Below are 16,304 nucleotides of genomic sequence, written 5' to 3' on the forward strand. Positions count from 1 at the left end.
CCGGTCCGCTGATCGGGAATTGTGCAACAGGTCACTCGCCGAGTACTCTGGCATCCGCTCACAAGAATCAATTTCAGTTTTTCTCTCGTGGGTGATCGGATTCCGGAGAAAGGGTGGCGATGTCCGAGGCACAACGTACGCAGGTCTCCCAGGCACCGAAGCGCGAATTGCCTGCATCGATGGTCGAGAGAATGACCCTCATCCTCGATGCCTTCGACGATCTCTCATCGCGGCTCACCCTCGAGGAAGTCGCGTGCCGCACCCAGCTTCCGCGTTCGACGGTCCACCGCATCCTCGACCAGATGGTGCGACTCGACTGGATCGACCATGCGTCGTTCGGCTACTGTCTCGGTCGCCGCGCAAAGGCCATGGGAGAGGGCGACAACGGACACATCCGTGTCCGCGAGGCCGCGGCACCGCTCCTCCACGAACTGCACATGACCACCGGGATGGTCGCGCACCTGTCCGTGCTCGACGGGCCCGACTGTGTCTACCTCGACAAGATCGGCGGCCAGCTCGCCGCGACGCTGCCGTCGCGGGTCGGTGGACGTGTACCCGCCTACTCCACGGCGGGCGGGAAGGCGCTGCTCGCCGGACTCGAGCCGGAACAGGTCGATGCTCTCTACCCCGGCCCGCACCTGCCGCGTCGCACCGAGCGGACCATCGCCGACCTGTCGACCCTGCACCTCGAACTCAATCGCATCCGCCGTCGTCACGGCCTGGCGTTCGAGACCGGCGAGGCCACCACCGGTATGTCCTGTGTGGGCGCCGCGATCCGCAGCCCCGCATCGCCGGTCGCCGCGATCTCCCTGTGCGGTCCCACCCGCCCCGGCCACCTCGAACGCATCGCGCCGCTGGTCGCCGATGCGGTCCGCACGATCTCGCGCACGCTCTATCCCGAACTCGACACCCCTCGACGCAATCGTGCCGCACGCACGCCCGGAGCGTCGTGGTCGCCGCAGGTCATGGAGCGAATGCTCGCCACGCAGTCGAACGGCTGGATCTGACGGCCGGAGCCGGCTGCATCACGCACCGCCCCCCGGCAGGCGGAACATCCCAGTGATCGGGAACGTTCGAGCCGCGTGAGGTGGATCACTGGAAACCTTCTCGTCATGACGACGGAATCGACTTTCGAGAACACGGCGAGGGAACTCGCGACCGACCGCGGAACCCTCCGCTACCACGAAGCCGGCCAGGGCGAACCTCTCCTGCTGCTCCACGGCTCCGGACCGGGCGTCACCGGCTGGCGGAACTACCGCGGGGTGCTCGGCGATCTCGCCGAGCACTACCGGTGCCTCGTTCTCGAGTTCCCCGGCTTCGGAGTGAGCGACCCGTGCGAAGGGCATCCGATGGCGATGGCGTCCGTCGCAGTCGCCGACTTCCTCGACGGACTCGGTCTCGACCGCGTGGCGATCATCGGTAACTCGATGGGTGGCATCGTCGGAACGCAGTTCGCGATCGCGCAGCCGGATCGGGTGGAGAAACTCGTCACCATCGGAGGCGCGGGGCGATCGGTCTTCGCGCCGTCGCCCGGCGAGGGCATCCGGCTGCTCATGGAGTTCACGGACGACCCCACCCGCGACAAACTCGTCCGCTGGTTGCGCTCCATGGTGTACGACCCGGCGATCGTCACCGAGGAGCTCATCGAGGAGAGGTGGGCACTGGCCACCGAACCGAAGACCCTCGAGATCGCTCGGCGCATGTACAGCACCGCAGCCTTCGCTGCCGGCGCGAAGGCCGCTGCCGCCTCCGACGCCACCCCGTACTGGGCTCAGCTTCACAAGATCACCGCACCGGTGCTGCTGACCTGGGGTCGCGACGATCGTGTCAGCCCCGTCGACATGGCGATGCTTCCCATGCGCGAGCTGCGCCGCGGCGAGCTGCATGTCTTCCCCAACTGCGGACACTGGACGATGATCGAGGCCCGCGAGGCATGGCTGTCGGCCGTCCTCGCCTTCCTCACCAGAGACGACTCGTAGACACCGGTCCGGGGACGGCCGACCGGTCGTCCCCGCCACAGCGGAAGGCTGTTCCCGCTCAGTGGAAGTGCTGCGATATCAGAGCCGTTCTCCTGAGACCGTAGGCGTCAACGGAAGCGACGCTCACCACGCCGTATCGCGGGCGTCACCCCTCACAGAGCTGGAGAGATCATGGGACAGGTGCTCGACTCCGTTTCGGAGTTCGCAGACGAGATCCGCGCGGACGGCGCCGAAGGCGACACGCTCATGCGTCTGACCGACCGCAGCGCCAAGAGACTTCGTGACGCCGGCGTCATCCGCCTCCTGCAGCCGAAGGAATTCGGGGGCCTCGAGGCACACCCGCGCGAATTCGCGGAGACCGCCATGGCCATCGGTGCCATGGACGGCGCGACCGGCTGGGTCAGCGGCATCGTCGGTGTCCACCCCTGGGAGATGGCCTTCTTCGACCCGAAGGCGCAGGAGGAGGTGTGGGGCGAGAATCCCGACACCTGGATCGCCTCCCCGTACGCGCCGATGGGTGTCGCAACTCCCGTCGACGGCGGATACATCCTCAACGGCCGCTGGTCGTTCTCCTCGGGCACGGACCACTGCGACTGGGTCATGATCGGCGCTGCCGTCGGCGACAAGGACGGCAACCGGCTGAGCCCCCCGCAGAGCCTGCACGTGCTGCTGCCGCGATCGGACTACCGCATCGACCACGAGAGCTGGAACGTGGTCGGCCTGCGCGGCACCGGCTCGAAGGATCTGATCGTGGAGAACGCCTTCCTGCCCGAATACCGCACCCTGCGCGCCGAGCGTGTCATGGGCGGGGTGGCGTGGCAGGACGCCGGACGTGACGAGACGCTCTACAAGTTCCCCTTCTCGTGCATCTTCCCGCTGGGTATCACCTCGTCGCTCATCGGTATCGCCGAGGGTGCGCTGAACTGCTACATCGAGTCGCAGCGTGAGCGGGTCACGGTCTCCGGCACCGCGATCAAACAGGATCCGTACGTGCTCTCGGCTCTCGGTGGGGCCGCTGCGGAGATCGCTGCTTCGCGCGCCGCGATCCTCGACACCGTCGATCGGTTCTGGGACATGACGGAGAAGGGCATCGAGGTCACCTTCGAGCAGCGCGCGATCGGTCGGCGCACGCAGACCGCCGCCGCCTGGCGGGCCGTGGCAGCGGTCGACGAGATCTTCTCGCGTGCCGGTGGTGGCGCACTGCAGTTGAGCAACCCGCTGCAACGCTTCTGGCGCGACGCGCACGCCGGTCTGAGCCACGCCATCCACGTGCCCGGTTCGATCTTCCATGCCGCGACGCTCACCCAGCTCGGCGAAGAACCGCAGGGCATGATGCGGTCGATGATCTGACATCACATCCATTACGGCGAAGGAACATTCGGATATGACGGACATCCGGGGACTGGGTTATCTCAGGATCCAGACCACAGACATCGCACGGTGGCGCGAACTCGTCGTCGACGGACTCGGGATGGCGATCGGCGCCGGCCCCGAGGCCGACGGCCTGTACCTGCGCGTCGACGAGCGGCGGGCACGGTTGATCGTGCTGCCCGGTGAGGTCGACAAGGCACTCGCCGTCGGCTGGGAGGTGCGCGACGAGTTCGCGCTGCGTCGCGTGCGCGAAGCGGTCGAGAAGGCCGGCATCACCGTCGAGGTCCTCTCCGAGGAGGAGTCGACCTATCGCGACGCCGAGCAGGTCATCGCATTCGACGATCCGGGCGGCACCCGCACCGAGGTGTTCTTCGGCCCGGTGCTCGACCACAGCCCGGTCGTGACGCCCTTCGCCGGTGTCTTCCACACCGGCGAGGAGGGGCTCGGCCACGTCGTCCTACCCACCGCCGCGTTCGCGGAGTCCTACGAGTTCTACACTGAGGTACTCGGTTTCCTGCCGCGCGGAGCGACGCGGCTCGGTGGCCTGTCGGCACCGCCGCCTGTGCGACGCGTGCGGTTCCTGGGCGTCAACCGCCGTCACCACAGCCTCGCGTTGTGCCCGGCGCCGCCCACCGCCGAACCCGGTCTCGTGCACCTGATGCTCGAGGTCGACACCCTCGACGCGGTCGGTCAGGCCCTGGACCGGGTGAACAAGCTCGGGTTCTCGATTTCGTCGACGCTGGGCCGCCACACCAACGACAAGATGGTCTCGTTCTATGTCCGGGCTCCGGGCGGATGGGACATCGAGTTCGGCACGGAGGGGATGCTCGTCGACGAGACCTTCTACACCGCAGAGGAAATCACCGCGGACAGTTACTGGGGTCACGACTGGTCGGGTTCCGAACCGCTCGCGGCGTTCTCGCCTCCGGTGGGCTGATCGAGTTCGTTCACCCGGGTACTTTCCGGCGATGCCACGGCGTACGGCGCCGTGGCATCGCCGCGTCGGCGGCCTGTTCGCTCGCCTGTCACTGTCGGCTACGACATGACCGCGCGGCTCGATCTCGAACCGGCATTCTTCGAGGCTCGAGGATTCCGTTCGGTGCGACGTGAGGCGATCACCGAGGAATCGGAGACCACTGGTGGATACGCGACAGCGCCGTGAAGTACAACCCCGCCTGCCACTACACGGGTACCCCATCGATGCGTTGTGCGCGCTCGTCCGTCAACACGGCCGGCGGCCGGGCGATATCGTGAACATCGAGGTCCGGCTCGATCCCGGCGCCTACAGTCGGCAGGTGTCACACACGCCGGCAAAGCGTATCGAACCCGACCGTCGTGCCACGATCCACGGAGCCTTCAACATCCCCGTGACTGGGGAGACGCTGTGGTTGCACACGGAGGCACAGGGGTCGGCACGTGAACCCGGATATGCTGCGGGGGAGACGCACACACGACACGAGGAGTCCGATGACCGCCGACGACGTTCTGGGCGCGGTCCGCGAATTGACCCCGGGGATCGCCGATCGGGCCGCACGTGTCGACCAGTTCGGCCGCATTCCCGACGAGACCATCCGCGATCTCGTCTCGGCCGGAGTGTTCCGCATGTTGCAACCCCGCCGGTACGGCGGATCGGAGACCGAACCCGCGCGGTTCTACGAAGTGGTGCGGACGATTTCGGAGGCGTGCGGTTCGACGGGATGGATCGCCTCCATCGTCGGTGTCCATCCCTGGCATCTCGCTCTGTTCGACGACCGGGCGCAACGCGACGTGTGGGGTGAGGACGATTCCGTGCTCATCTCCTCGGCGTACGCCCCGGTCGGAAGACTCGTCCCCGTCGACGGTGGTGGTTACCGCCTGTCCGGAACGTGGATGTTCTCCTCCGGCTGCGGGTTCGCCTCGTGGGCGCTGCTCGGTGCGGTGATCGTCGGATCGGAGGGGCAGCCCGTCGATGTCGTCACCGTCCTCGTTCCGAAGTGCGACTACGTGATTCGCGACGTGTGGAACGTCGTGGGACTGCGAGGGACGAGCAGCAACGAGATCGTCGTCGACGACGTGTTCGTCCCCGACTACCGGGTCAAGAGCAACTACGAGACCTCGCAGCTGCGGGGTCCGGGCCGGAAGGTCAACACCGGTCCGCTCTATAGGCTTCCGTTCGCCGCCATGTTCACCACCACCGTCGCCGTGCCCATCGTGGGAGTAGTCGCCGGATGTTACGACGAGTATCTGTCGGCGATGCGCGAACGCGTGCGGCTGAGCCTGGGCGGGGGACGTTTCGTGGACGATCCGTTCGCGCAGGTCGCCGTGGGACGGGCAGCATCGGATATCGACGCGGCGACGCTCCAGCTCGACCGTAATATGCGTGAGCTGTGGAAGCTGGCGCGGGCGGGCGCGGAGATCCCGCTGCAACTGCGCTTGCGTACCCGGCGGGATCAGGTGCGGGCCACCGAGCGAGCGGTCGAGGCGATCGACCTGTTGTTCAAGACGGCCGGGGGGACGTCGTTGTTCCTCGGCGGTGTCATCGAACGTGCCTGGCGCGACGCACATGCCGGAAGCGTCCACGTCGCGAACGAACCCGAGCGGGCCTATGCCTTGTACGGACGGGACGCATTCGGGTTGCCGGTCGAGGACAATCTCATCTGATCTCCGTGCTCCCGGTGGGGACGCCGCGAGTGTTTCTGCCCGTTCTCCCGGCCACCGGGAATTCTTCACCGCCGAGGGGGAACGGCCTCTACGGTCCGAGGGGATCACTCCACCCTCTGCGGGATCGTGTGCCGCTCTCCGTTTTCGGAAGGACCTTCCATGAGCACTTCTCCGGTTCGCCCTGTCCCCGCCGGCGAGATCGAACGCTGGGATCTCGAAGCCGACGTCGTGGTCGCCGGTTTCGGTATCGCCGGTGTCTCCGCAGCGATCGGTGCGGCCGAGAGTGGCGCCGACGTACTGGTGCTCGAACGAACCGGCGGCGGTGGGGGAGCGGCGGCGCTGTCGGGCGGCATCGTCTACCTCGGCGGTGGCACACGACTGCAGAAGGCGTGCGGATTCGACGACACCCCCGAGCAGATGAAGACCTTTCTCGCCGCGGCCCTCGGTCCGGGTGTGGACGAGGACAAACTCGACGTCTACTGCGAGGGCAGCGTCGACCACTTCGAGTGGCTCGAAGCATGCGGCGTGCCCTACAAGGAAAGCTTCTGGTCCCAGCCCGGGTGGGAGTGCCCCGTGGACGACTCGCTCATGTACAGCGGTGGTGAGAACGCCGCGCCGTTCGCCACACTCGTCGACCCCGCTCCCCGTGGGCATCTCGCGCAGGTGCCGATGCCGCGCAACGGTGATCAGGCTGCCGGTCACGTGCTCATGACCACCCTGATCGCGAAGGCCGCCGATCTCGGCGTGCGTGTCGAATCCGATGTCCGGGTCCAGTGTCTCGTCGTCGACGAGACCGGACGCGTCGTAGGGATCGTCGCCACGAGGTTCGGTGCTCCGCTCACGGTACGTGCGCGCGGCGGTGTCGTACTCGCCACCGGGTCGTTCGCCTACAACGACGAGATGATGCAGGCGCACGCCCCACGGCTGTACAAGCGGCCTGCCGCGACCGTGGAGGAGCACGACGGTCGTGGAATCGCGATGGCTCAGGCACTCGGAGCGCGACTGGCGCATATGGACGCCTGTGAGGTCGCGTTCTTCTGCGACCCGCAACTGATCGCGCGAGGCATCCTGGTCAACGGCCGGGGGCAGCGTTACGTCACCGAGGACACCTATCCCGGGCGGATCGGCCAGCTCACCATGTACCAGAACGACAATCAGGCGTTCCTGGTCATCGACGAACAGGCCTACGAGGAAGGAATGGCCACACCGACCTCGAGTCCGCAACTCCGTCACCGGCCGACCTGGGTGTGTGAGACGGTGTCGGAACTCGAGTCCGAAATGGGTCTTCCCGCAGAAACTCTCGTCTCGACGGTGGAGCTCTACAATCGGCACGCCGAATCGGGGACGGATCCGGTCCTCGGAAAGAAGGCGGAGTGGGTGCGGCCCCTCCGATCGCCGATCGCCGCGATCGATCTGCGCGGCATGACCGGAGGTTTCACCCTGGGGGGACTGCAGACCTCGGTGGACTCGGAAGTTCTTCATGTGGACGGAGATCCGATTCCCGGTCTGTATGCGGCGGGCCGTTGTACGTCCGGTCTCTCGGCGTGGGGCTACTGCAGTGGCATCTCCCTCGGTGACGGTAGCTTCTTCGGCCGGCGCGCCGGAATGCGTGCGGCGGCGAAGTGAGTGGCACCGGAATGTCCCCTCGGATGCGATGAGCGGGGCATTCCGGATCCGAGTCCGGGAGGGCTCCGCATCTCGTGTCGTGCGAGCCTGCCGCGGGGGAATGCCGGGTTCGGCGACCCCAGCCGTGCGCCGGCTCTGCAATTCGCGCCGGAGGCCGGCGACCGGACCTCGGTGCCGGGTGGGCGGCCTGATCGGGTAGTCGAACACGCGAGGAGCGTTGTCGCCGTACACGGAAAGGGCGGACCTCCTCACTGCCCTCCGCACGCATTGTGTATGTTCGACGCCGCGAACAGGGGGGTATCGATGAACGAACACAGGGCTGGGCACGGTTGCCGGGGGCCGGCGGGGGCGGGCTGCCGCCGGGATTCCTCATCGTCTCCGGTGCGGACGTGTCCGGTCCGGCCCTCGACGACGGTGCTCGTCCTTCGGCGATCGACGGTTCGGCCGACCGGTTCGTAGGGGGCCGGTCCTCGGGCGAGGCCGACCGGCACGGAATTCGTCTCCGTGCCCGGGACGAAATATGTACCCGAACGAGGATCTGGTGTAGAACATTTCGGAAAGATGTAACTTATGTCCGAAAAGCACGTTCTCTTCATCGTGAAAGGGAGATCCGAGAAGTGGATCCGAGCCGAATACGTGCCCTGCAGATCGGCCGCTGGCGTCTCAAATACAGACTCGCGGCCGTGCTGTCGATTCCCCTCGTCGTCGCTGTCGCTCTCGGTGCCGTACGCGTCACGACTCAGCTCGACGAAGCGCAGCGGTCGGCCGCATTGTCCGAACAGACCGTTGTCGCCCCGGCACTGCTCGACTTCTCCACCGCTCTGATCAGCGTCGCTACCGCCACGAGCCTCGGATTCACCCCCAAGAACGCAACTTCGGACGATGTGACGCAGTCCATGGCCACGCTCAGGGAACTCGCCGCAGGAGCCGATCTCAACTCCGATGTCGCCGTAGAACTCGATGCGCTGCTCGCCGACGGCGACCAGCTCTACGCCGCGGTCATGAACTCCTCCCTCGGCGTCGACGAGCTCGGTCGCCGGACCACCGACTTCCTGGTGCGGTGCAAGAATCTCTTCCGGGACCTGTTCGACCTGTTCGAGAACCACGACGCTCTCGTCGACGCCACGAACCTGCTCGTGATGTGGGACGCGCAGCTCAACCTCCTCGACCAGATGGAGTCCTTCCGGCTGCTGTCCACCAACCCCGAGGCCGCCCGGCTCCTGGCGACCAACGCCATGAACACCGAAGAGTCGACGCTGCGACTCCTTCGAGGATCGGGGCTCGATACCGGGCAGATCGACGGGATGCTCGGCGATATCGAATCGCGCCGTAGACTGATCGAGAACTTCACGCCGAGCAGGCAATTCGGGGAAGACCTCCGCAACGCCATGATTTCGGCGTCCCAGCCTTATGCGGAGGGGATCGACAGCGCCAGCGCGGGCATCATCGGGACGCTCGAAGAACTGGCGGACGAGACACGTACCGCGGCCACCCGCGACGCGCTCCTCGTCACGGCAGCACTCGTACTCGCCCTGCTCCTCGCGATAGCAGTCATCCGTTCCCTGTCGGTGCCCCTGGGGCGTCTACGGGACAACACTCTCGCAGCGGCGAACACCGAGCTTCCCGCCGCCATCGCGGCGGTCAAGGACGGGGCCGACATCGACTCCGTCCGTCTCGCTCCCGTCGGCACCGATACGGACGAGGAGATCGGCGAACTCTCCCGAGCGGTGGATTCGATGAACACGCAGGCGCTGCGTCTCGCCGGCGAGCAGGCCCACCTGAGGAAACAGGTGAACGTGATGCTCGAGACGCTGGCACGTCGCAACAAGACCCTCGTCGAACAGCAGCTCTCGCTGATCGAATCTCTCGAATACGAGGAGAAGGATCCCGCGCGGTTGCAGAGCATGTTCGCTCTCGATCATCTGGCGACGCGCATGCGGCGTACCGGCGAATCCCTGTTGGTTCTCGCGGGCACGCGCCCGCGTACTCGCAGCGGGCCCGCACCGCTCGGCGACGTGCTCCGCGGTGCGGTGTCCCAGGTGGAGAACTACCAGCGGGTGCAGATCGGGAACACCCCGCACGGATATCTCGTCGGTAAGGCGGTGAACGACGTGGTCCATCTGGTGGCCGAACTCGTCGACAACGCGCTGCGGGCTTCCCCGCCCAGCACTCCCGTCAGGTTCGAGTTCTCCTCCGCCGTGGAGGGTGGCCTGCTTCTCGATATCGCCGATCGCGGAATCGGTATTCCCCGAGATGCCATGGAGGAGATCAATATCCGTCTCGCGGCGGGTGAGAATGCCGATGTCGACGCCCCGCGGCAACTGGGATTGTTCGTGATCGGGCGTCTGGCGGCCCGCAACGGCATGAGCGTGCGTCTGAGGCCGACCTTCGACACCGAGACGAACGCCGGTGTCACGGCGTCGGTCTACTTCCCGGCCGCCCTCCTCAGCGAGGTGCACACGGTCCAGCCCACCGTGATGACGGAACGTCCCCGCCGGCTCAGGACCGAGGAACTTCCGTCCTTGGTGCCGTCGACGACGCCCGCCGGAGGTATTGCCCACGGAAAGCATCGTGGTTGACGTGTGACCGGAAGTGATGCCACCGCCGTCTCGACGGCGGTGGCATCACTCGTACCGCAGGTGTTCCGGTCTGCCGGTGGTCTCGGCCGGCCACCGAACCGTGCTCGCGCGGTACCCCCGGCTCACATCCCCCCGACGGACCCGTCGGGAAGATGCACTGCGGACCCGGTGGGCCGCGGCCACGGATGCCCCGTCAAGCGTTCGATGTCGTTGTTGAAGCGTTCGAGCCACCCTGCGAAGGTGGCGACCTCGTCCTCGGACCAATCGGTCAGCACGCGCTCGAGCGCGGCGACTCCGTGGGCGCGCTCGGCGGCGAGCTTCTCCTCGCCCGAGGAGGTGATCCGGAATTTGCGGGCCATCCCGCCGTCCGGGTCGGGGATACGTTCGACCAGCCCGGCGGCGGTCATCGCCGAGGTCTGCCGGTTGAGTGTCGAACTGTCCAGATCGAGTGCGTCGCTGAGTTGGCCGATCGACATCGGGCCCTGCATGCTGATGCGGCTGAGAACCGTATAGGCGCTGCGGTCGAGCGAATGCCTGCCGCGTTTGCGGCTGTTGATGTTCGCCAGGTGCCGGCCGAGCAGCATCGCTTCGAACTCGATCAAGTGGGTCGGCTTGGTCATCGAAAGTCTTTCGTGAAGAACGTCACCCGAGTAGGTCGCCACGTTGCGGCGTCATCAGTATGTACTGTACACATCGAATGCATGATGCGTCGAATATGCATCATGCATATTTCTTTTCTTTCAGGAGTTCTATGACAGACATATCCGAAAATACCCCGGTCCGTTCCGGGGCTCTCGTCGGTGTCCTCGCCTTCACCGGCATCATCGCGGCGCTCATGCAGACCCTGGTCGTGCCCTTGATCGTGGACCTGCCGACCATGGTGAACACCTCTGCCGCGAACGCGTCATGGGTGATCACCGTGACCTTGCTCGCCGGTGCCGTGGCGACTCCGGTCACCGGACGACTGGGCGACATGTACGGCAAACGCCGCATGATGCTCGTCTGCCTCGTGCCGGTGATCGCCGGTTCGATCGTGTGTGCGCTCTCGTCCACACTCGTGCCGATGGTGATCGGTCGCGGTCTGCAGGGAATCGGCGTAGGTCTGATCCCGTTGGGAATCAGCCTCCTTCGGGACGTACTGCCGTACGACCGTCTGCATTCGGCCGTGGCACTGATGAGTGCGTCCATGGGCGTCGGCGGCGCTCTCGGACTGCCTGCATCTGCCGCCGTTGCACAGTACGTGCATTGGCGGTTCCTGTTCTGGGGCGTGGCGGTGCTCGGTGCGGTGGCGCTGGGTGCGTTGTGGTGGGTTCTCCGCGATGTTCCCGTCCTGCAGTCCGGCGGACGCTTCGACGCGGTGGGAGCGGTCGGTCTGAGTGCGGCCCTCGTCTGTCTGTTGCTGGCGATCTCCAAGGGCGCCGACTGGGGCTGGTCGAGCACCCTCACGATCGGTTTCCTCGCCGCTGCCGTCCTGCTGCTCGTAGTGTGGGGATGGTGGGAGCTGCGGGTCCGCGATCCGTTGGTGGATCTGCGCGTCACCGCCCGCCGGCCCGTGCTGCTCACCAACAGTGCTTCGATCGTGGTGGGTTTCGCGATGTACGCCCAGTCGCTGATTCTCCCGCAGATCCTGCAGCTGCCGGAAGAGACCGGTCACGGACTGGGCCAGTCCATGATCATGATGGGTCTGTGCATGGCACCGGGTGGTCTGATGATGATGGCGGTCTCTCCCATCGGAGGAAAGCTCTCGGCTCACCGCGGTCCGAAGACCACGCTGCTGGTGGGCTGCCTGATCATCGCTCTGGGGTACACGGTGGGGCTGCTGTTGATGGGATCGGTCCTGGGCCTGGCGGTCGTCGCCGCGATCTGCAGCACGGGAGTCGGGTTCGCATACGGTGCGATGCCCGCCCTGATCATGGGGGAGGTCCCTGCCACGGATACGGCATCCGCCAACAGCGTGAACAGTCTCATGCGGTCGGTCGGCACGTCCTCCGCTTCCGCCGTCATCGGTGTCGTCCTCGCGCAGATGAGTGCGCCGTTCGCCGGTCATACCATTCCCACGGAGTCCGGCTTCCGGGTCGTCCTGCTGACGGGCGCAGGCGTCGCGCTTCTCGCGGCCGTCCTCACCGCCGCCGTTCCGCAGTCGCGCCGGGCCCGTCTCGCGAAGGTCGACGCCGATGCGACGCCCTCCGTGAGGGTGTGACGACGACTTCCTCCGCCCGCCGGTAGCGGCGGGCGGAGGAAGTATCGGCGGAGTTACCGCGCGTCGAGCCCGAACGCCCCGCGGTAGAACACCATCGGACTCTGGTCGCCGACGCACTCCAGTTCGGCGACACGTCCGATGACGACATCGTGGTCACCTGCCACGTGCACATCCTCGACCGAGGCGTGCACCCGCATGAGAACGCCGGGTAGCGACGGAGTGCCCCAGCGGGACAGATCCCAGTCGAGACCGTCGAACTTGAGGCCGCGGCCGGACCCGAAGCGAGCGCACAGATCGGTCTGGTTCTCGCCGAGGACGTTGACGGTGAACCAGCCGGTACGGCGCAACCGCGGCCATGCACGCCCACGGTGGTCGGCGCAGAACAGCACGAGGGGCGGCTCGAGCGAGACCGACGCGAACGACTGGCACGCGAAACCGGTGGGGCCGTCCTCGTCGAGACCGGTCACGACGGTGACTCCGCTGGCGAAACGTCCCATGGCACGTCGCATCTCGTCCGGGCCGGGAACGCCGAGTTCGAACGTCGCGTCCTGGGTCTGAATTCCGGTCTGCATGTGCCTCACTCCGATTCGCTCTGGTCGCGGCCTCCGGCGACGTCCTACGAATCGAGCGTATGGGTGACGCGCGCCACCCCGGAACGGCTTCTCGCTGAGTGGACATCCGGTCGCCGTGCCGTGTGCACGGGACGTGTCGGCCCTTCCATCCCACCGTTCGGGACCGCGAAAGATCCGCAATGCGACAATCTGGCCGGTGATGCGGTGCGGAAACGACGGGCCGTGATCGTGGAGAGGGGAACCGGTGCCCAGAATCGGCAAGGCGCGCGACGGGGCGGAGCCGACCTCCGCCGAGCAGCGGCGACGGCAGGTGCGGATCCTGGAGGCCGCGGCACGGCTGGGCTCCGAGCACGAACTCGCTCGCGTCCAGATGACGGAGATCGCACGGAACGCCGGGGTGGCGATCGGCACGCTGTACAGGTATTTCCCGTCGAAGACGCATCTGTTCGTGGCGTTGCTCCTCGATCGCCTCGAACTCGGCGCGGATCGGCTTCCCGCGCGGAAACCGGGGATGAACGCCCGGGATGCGATCACCGAGGTGCTGATCGAGATGACCCGGCGGTTCGTCGACCGGCCTCGCCTGGCGTCCGCGATGCTGTTGTCCAACAGCACCGCGCCGGCGAACGTGGTGCCCGACTCCGTGGAAGTGCGGCGAACGTTCCTCCGGATCCTGTTCGACAAGGCAGGACTCGACGACCCCACCGACGAGGATCGCAACACGCTGCGACTGTTGTCGATGTTGTGGTCCGGGCTGCTGGTGACATATCTCAACGGCGGAGCGACTCTCGCGGAGACCGAGGCGGATGTGCGGAGCAGTTGCGAGCTGCTGCTCGCCCATCTCGGGGATTAGGGAAGGGCTCCGGAAACGACACGAGTCCCGTTCCACCGTCGTGCGGGGAACGGGACTCGTGTGATCACGACCGGCCGGTTACCCGGCCGCCCCGATCGGGGGCGCGGTGTCGAGGGCGTCCCCGAGGGCCGCTGCGGTAGCTTCCGCTCCGCCGAAGGTGAACGCCAACTGCCGTCCCCACAGGAAGTAGCGGTGGATGGGGTAGTCGATGTCGGCGCCGATACCGCCGTGCAGGTGCTGGCCGGTCAGGCCGACTCGCACACCACCGCGCGATGCCCACCACTTGGCGACGAGCGCCGCGGACTCGGCTTCGTCCTCGCGCCCGACGTCGAGCAGCCATGCGGCCCGGCGCATCGTGAGCCGGATCGCTTCGGTGTCGAGGTAGGCATCGGCCGCGCGCAACGCAACGGCCTGATTCGTCGACAACGGCCGGCCGAACTGCACGCGCTCCGAGGTGTACACCGCCGTGGCCCGAAGCGTTTCCTCGCATACCCCGAGCTGAACGGCAGCCAGAGCGATGCGGATGCGGCGCCGCGTCCAGGCCGCGATCTCCGCACCGTCGCCGGGCAGGACATCCTCGGCTCCGATGTGTACGTCCGTGAACTGCACGGCTGCCTCGGCGCCGCGGCCGGTCACGGCCGCCGGGACGGCCTCGACGCCGGGCGCATCCACCGGTGCGATCACCACGGCGACCGAATCGTCGTCGCACCGAACGGGTACGACGACACCGGCGATGATGGGTGCCCACGGAACCGACGGGATCTGCCCGCTGATGACGAGGTCGTCACCCTTGCGGATTGCGGTCACGGTGGGGCTCGCCCCGGGAGTGTCGTCGAAGGCGCCGGTCAGTACGACGGAACCGTCGACGAGTCCCGGAAGGTGACGCCCCACCTGCGTTTCCGTGCCGAACTGCGCGAGCGGAAGAGCCGCGCCCGCCACGGTGGACCACACGGGGACGGGGGCGACGCGCCGGCCCTGCTGCTGCAGGATCGTCGTCAGTCCGAGCATGCCCATGCCGGCGCCACCCGAGGATTCGGGAAGAGCCAGTCCCAGAAGCCCGGAGTCGGCGAGTGCCTGCCACAGGGGAGCGTCGAAGCCGCCCTCCTTGCGCTCCACCTCGACCACACGCTCGACCTTGGCCAGGGAACCGAAGACCTGCGATGCCAGGTCCTCGACCGCGATCAGGTCGTCATCGAGCTCGAATTCCATGTCAGCTCCTCGTCTCGGCCGGCGTCTTCACGTCCGCCTGGGCCGTCCTGTCGGATTGCGTGCGGGTGGCCGCTGCATCGGGACGCCTGCGGGCGCCCAGGGTCATTCCGAGGTTCTTCGCGGCCACGATCTCGCGCATCACCTCGTTGCTGCCGCCGCCGAAGGTGTTGTTCTGGGCGCGTCGGCCCAGAGCTTCGACCCGGCCCTCGATCACCGCACCGGGGCTGCCGGGGCGCAGCAGTCCGCGGGCTCCGAGCACTTCCTGCAACATGCCGTAGGCCGCGACGACACCTTCGGTGCCGAAGACCTTCGCGGCAGCGGAATCACCGCCGCTGAGGGTGTTGGCGGCGATGTCGGACACCAGGCGCAGGTTGACGAGATCGGTCGCCGACAGCAGTGCGTAGACCTCGGCGAGGGTCGAGCGGACCCACGGCACGTCGAACAGCACACCGGGACCGAAAGGTTCCTGCTTGGCCCACGCGAGGACCTCGTCGTACATCTCGTTGGCGATGCCGCCGCGGGCTGCGAGTGCCACACGCTCGTGGTTGAGCTGACTGGTGATCAGGGTCCAGCCCTGATTCAGCTCACCGACCACATTGCTCAGCGGGACGCGGATGTTCTCGTAGTAGGTCACCGCCGTGCTGATACCACCGACGGTCTGGATCTCGGTGGCCGAGAAGCCCGGCGAGGAGGTCGGCACGAGCACGACCGAAATGCCCTTGTGGCGGGGAGCGTCCGGATCGGTACGCACGGCCAGCCAGACCCAGTCGGCGAAGATCGCGGAACTCGTGTACAGCTTGTTGCCGTCGATGACGAGTTCGTCGCCCTCGACGCGCGCCCGTGTCTGGAGTGCGGCGAGGTCGGTGCCGGCGCCGGGCTCGGTGTAGCCGATCGCGAACTTCAGTTCACCGGTCAGGATCTTGGGGAGGAAGAAATCCTTCTGTTCCTGGGTGCCGTACTTCATCAGCGCGGGGGCGACGGTGTTGAGCGTCACCAGCGATACCGGTGCGCCGGCGCGGATCGTCTCGTCGTAGAAGACGTAGAGCGCTTCGGGGTCCTCGCCGCGTCCGCCGTACTCTTCCGGCCATCCCAGGCCGAGCCAGCCGTCGGCGCCCATCTGCCGGTAGATCTTGTCGAAGACCGGCCCACCCTCGGTCTGGTCGACCAGGGCACGCCGATCCTCATCGTTGATGATGCGGGCGAAGTACTCTCGCAGTTCGGTGCGCAGCCGCCGTGACTTGTCGGACAGCTCGGGATGCATATGGTCTCCTGAGAAGT

At 66.7% G+C, this 16,304-nt stretch carries 13 protein-coding genes; 9 read left to right on the forward strand and 4 right to left on the reverse strand.

Annotation, left to right across the window (positions count from 1 at the left end; genetic code table 11):
- Positions 1 to 119 precede the first annotated feature (119 nt).
- The 7 genes from LPH33_RS02775 (at position 120) to LPH33_RS02805 (ending at position 10,195) form a co-directional block, all read left to right on the forward strand.
- Positions 120 to 1,007: an IclR family transcriptional regulator gene (locus LPH33_RS02775; RefSeq protein WP_229566960.1), complete on the forward strand. Its 888-nt coding sequence runs from the start codon at positions 120 to 122 to the stop codon at positions 1,005 to 1,007.
- A gap of 105 nt (positions 1,008 to 1,112) precedes the next feature.
- On the forward strand, positions 1,113 to 1,979 hold the full coding sequence (locus tag LPH33_RS02780) for an alpha/beta fold hydrolase (RefSeq protein ID WP_106200681.1): 867 nt from the start codon (positions 1,113 to 1,115) through the stop codon (positions 1,977 to 1,979).
- 171 nt (positions 1,980 to 2,150) lie between these two features.
- Positions 2,151 to 3,329, forward strand: coding sequence for an acyl-CoA dehydrogenase family protein (locus tag LPH33_RS02785; RefSeq protein WP_106200680.1), 1,179 nt, complete (start codon positions 2,151 to 2,153; stop codon positions 3,327 to 3,329).
- Between the two features lie 34 nt (positions 3,330 to 3,363).
- Positions 3,364 to 4,287, forward strand: a complete 924-nt coding sequence (gene bphC / locus LPH33_RS02790; protein WP_106200679.1) for a biphenyl-2,3-diol 1,2-dioxygenase — start codon at positions 3,364 to 3,366, stop codon at positions 4,285 to 4,287.
- 530 nt (positions 4,288 to 4,817) lie between these two features.
- Entirely contained in the window at positions 4,818 to 5,990 is a 1,173-nt protein-coding gene (gene hsaA, locus LPH33_RS02795) for a 3-hydroxy-9,10-secoandrosta-1,3,5(10)-triene-9,17-dione monooxygenase oxygenase subunit (RefSeq protein WP_229566961.1), read from the forward strand.
- A gap of 159 nt (positions 5,991 to 6,149) precedes the next feature.
- On the forward strand, positions 6,150 to 7,616 hold the full coding sequence (locus tag LPH33_RS02800; RefSeq protein ID WP_229566963.1) for an FAD-dependent oxidoreductase: 1,467 nt from the start codon (positions 6,150 to 6,152) through the stop codon (positions 7,614 to 7,616).
- A 683-nt stretch (positions 7,617 to 8,299) separates the two neighbouring features.
- Positions 8,300 to 10,195: a sensor histidine kinase gene (locus LPH33_RS02805; protein WP_229566964.1), complete on the forward strand. Its 1,896-nt coding sequence runs from the start codon at positions 8,300 to 8,302 to the stop codon at positions 10,193 to 10,195.
- 122 nt (positions 10,196 to 10,317) lie between these two features.
- Here LPH33_RS02805 and LPH33_RS02810 read toward each other — a convergent pair whose 3' ends face one another.
- A complete protein-coding gene (locus tag LPH33_RS02810; RefSeq protein WP_160873683.1) occupies positions 10,318 to 10,815 on the reverse strand; it encodes a MarR family winged helix-turn-helix transcriptional regulator in 498 nt (165 codons plus the stop codon).
- Positions 10,816 to 10,946: 131 nt separating this feature from the next.
- Here LPH33_RS02810 and LPH33_RS02815 point away from each other — a divergent pair, with 131 nt between their 5' ends.
- Positions 10,947 to 12,395, forward strand: a complete 1,449-nt coding sequence (locus tag LPH33_RS02815; RefSeq protein ID WP_226950058.1) for an MFS transporter — start codon at positions 10,947 to 10,949, stop codon at positions 12,393 to 12,395.
- 53 nt (positions 12,396 to 12,448) lie between these two features.
- Here LPH33_RS02815 and LPH33_RS02820 read toward each other — a convergent pair whose 3' ends face one another.
- Positions 12,449 to 12,967, reverse strand: coding sequence for a flavin reductase family protein (locus LPH33_RS02820; RefSeq protein WP_016931869.1), 519 nt, complete (start codon positions 12,965 to 12,967; stop codon positions 12,449 to 12,451).
- 244 nt (positions 12,968 to 13,211) lie between these two features.
- Here LPH33_RS02820 and LPH33_RS02825 point away from each other — a divergent pair, with 244 nt between their 5' ends.
- Positions 13,212 to 13,817 (forward strand): TetR family transcriptional regulator, encoded by a 606-nt coding sequence (locus LPH33_RS02825; RefSeq protein ID WP_226950059.1) that lies wholly within the window; start codon positions 13,212 to 13,214, stop codon positions 13,815 to 13,817.
- Positions 13,818 to 13,895: 78 nt separating this feature from the next.
- Here the strand turns inward: LPH33_RS02825 and LPH33_RS02830 are convergent, their stop codons facing one another.
- Together LPH33_RS02830 and LPH33_RS02835 are read right to left on the reverse strand one after the other, a co-directional pair.
- Positions 13,896 to 15,026 carry an acyl-CoA dehydrogenase family protein gene (locus tag LPH33_RS02830; RefSeq protein ID WP_229566965.1) on the reverse strand — a complete coding sequence of 377 codons (1,131 nt, stop codon included), beginning with the start codon at positions 15,024 to 15,026 and terminating at the stop codon, positions 13,896 to 13,898.
- A 1-nt stretch (position 15,027) separates the two neighbouring features.
- Entirely contained in the window at positions 15,028 to 16,287 is a 1,260-nt protein-coding gene (locus LPH33_RS02835) for an acyl-CoA dehydrogenase family protein (RefSeq protein WP_106200675.1), read from the reverse strand.
- Positions 16,288 to 16,304 lie beyond the last annotated feature (17 nt).

It is taken from the genome of Rhodococcus sp. RDE2 (genome assembly GCF_020885655.1).
GTDB lineage: Bacteria > Actinomycetota > Actinomycetes > Mycobacteriales > Mycobacteriaceae > Rhodococcus > Rhodococcus pyridinivorans.

Excerpts from the sequence above, each read along its gene's own strand:
- LPH33_RS02810 (WP_160873683.1), bottom strand. The coding sequence starts at position 10,815 with ATGACCAAGCCGACCCACTTGATCGAGTTCGAAGCGATGCTGCTCGGC.
- LPH33_RS02830 (WP_229566965.1), bottom strand. The coding sequence starts at position 15,026 with ATGGAATTCGAGCTCGATGACGACCTGATCGCGGTCGAGGACCTGGCA.
- LPH33_RS02820 (WP_016931869.1), bottom strand. The coding sequence starts at position 12,967 with ATGCAGACCGGAATTCAGACCCAGGACGCGACGTTCGAACTCGGCGTT.
- LPH33_RS02835 (WP_106200675.1), bottom strand. The coding sequence starts at position 16,287 with ATGCATCCCGAGCTGTCCGACAAGTCACGGCGGCTGCGCACCGAACTG.
- LPH33_RS02775 (WP_229566960.1), top strand. The coding sequence starts at position 120 with ATGTCCGAGGCACAACGTACGCAGGTCTCCCAGGCACCGAAGCGCGAA.
- LPH33_RS02815 (WP_226950058.1), top strand. The coding sequence starts at position 10,947 with ATGACAGACATATCCGAAAATACCCCGGTCCGTTCCGGGGCTCTCGTC.
- LPH33_RS02785 (WP_106200680.1), top strand. The coding sequence starts at position 2,151 with ATGGGACAGGTGCTCGACTCCGTTTCGGAGTTCGCAGACGAGATCCGC.
- LPH33_RS02780 (WP_106200681.1), top strand. The coding sequence starts at position 1,113 with ATGACGACGGAATCGACTTTCGAGAACACGGCGAGGGAACTCGCGACC.
- hsaA (WP_229566961.1), top strand. The coding sequence starts at position 4,818 with ATGACCGCCGACGACGTTCTGGGCGCGGTCCGCGAATTGACCCCGGGG.
- bphC (WP_106200679.1), top strand. The coding sequence starts at position 3,364 with ATGACGGACATCCGGGGACTGGGTTATCTCAGGATCCAGACCACAGAC.
- LPH33_RS02800 (WP_229566963.1), top strand. The coding sequence starts at position 6,150 with ATGAGCACTTCTCCGGTTCGCCCTGTCCCCGCCGGCGAGATCGAACGC.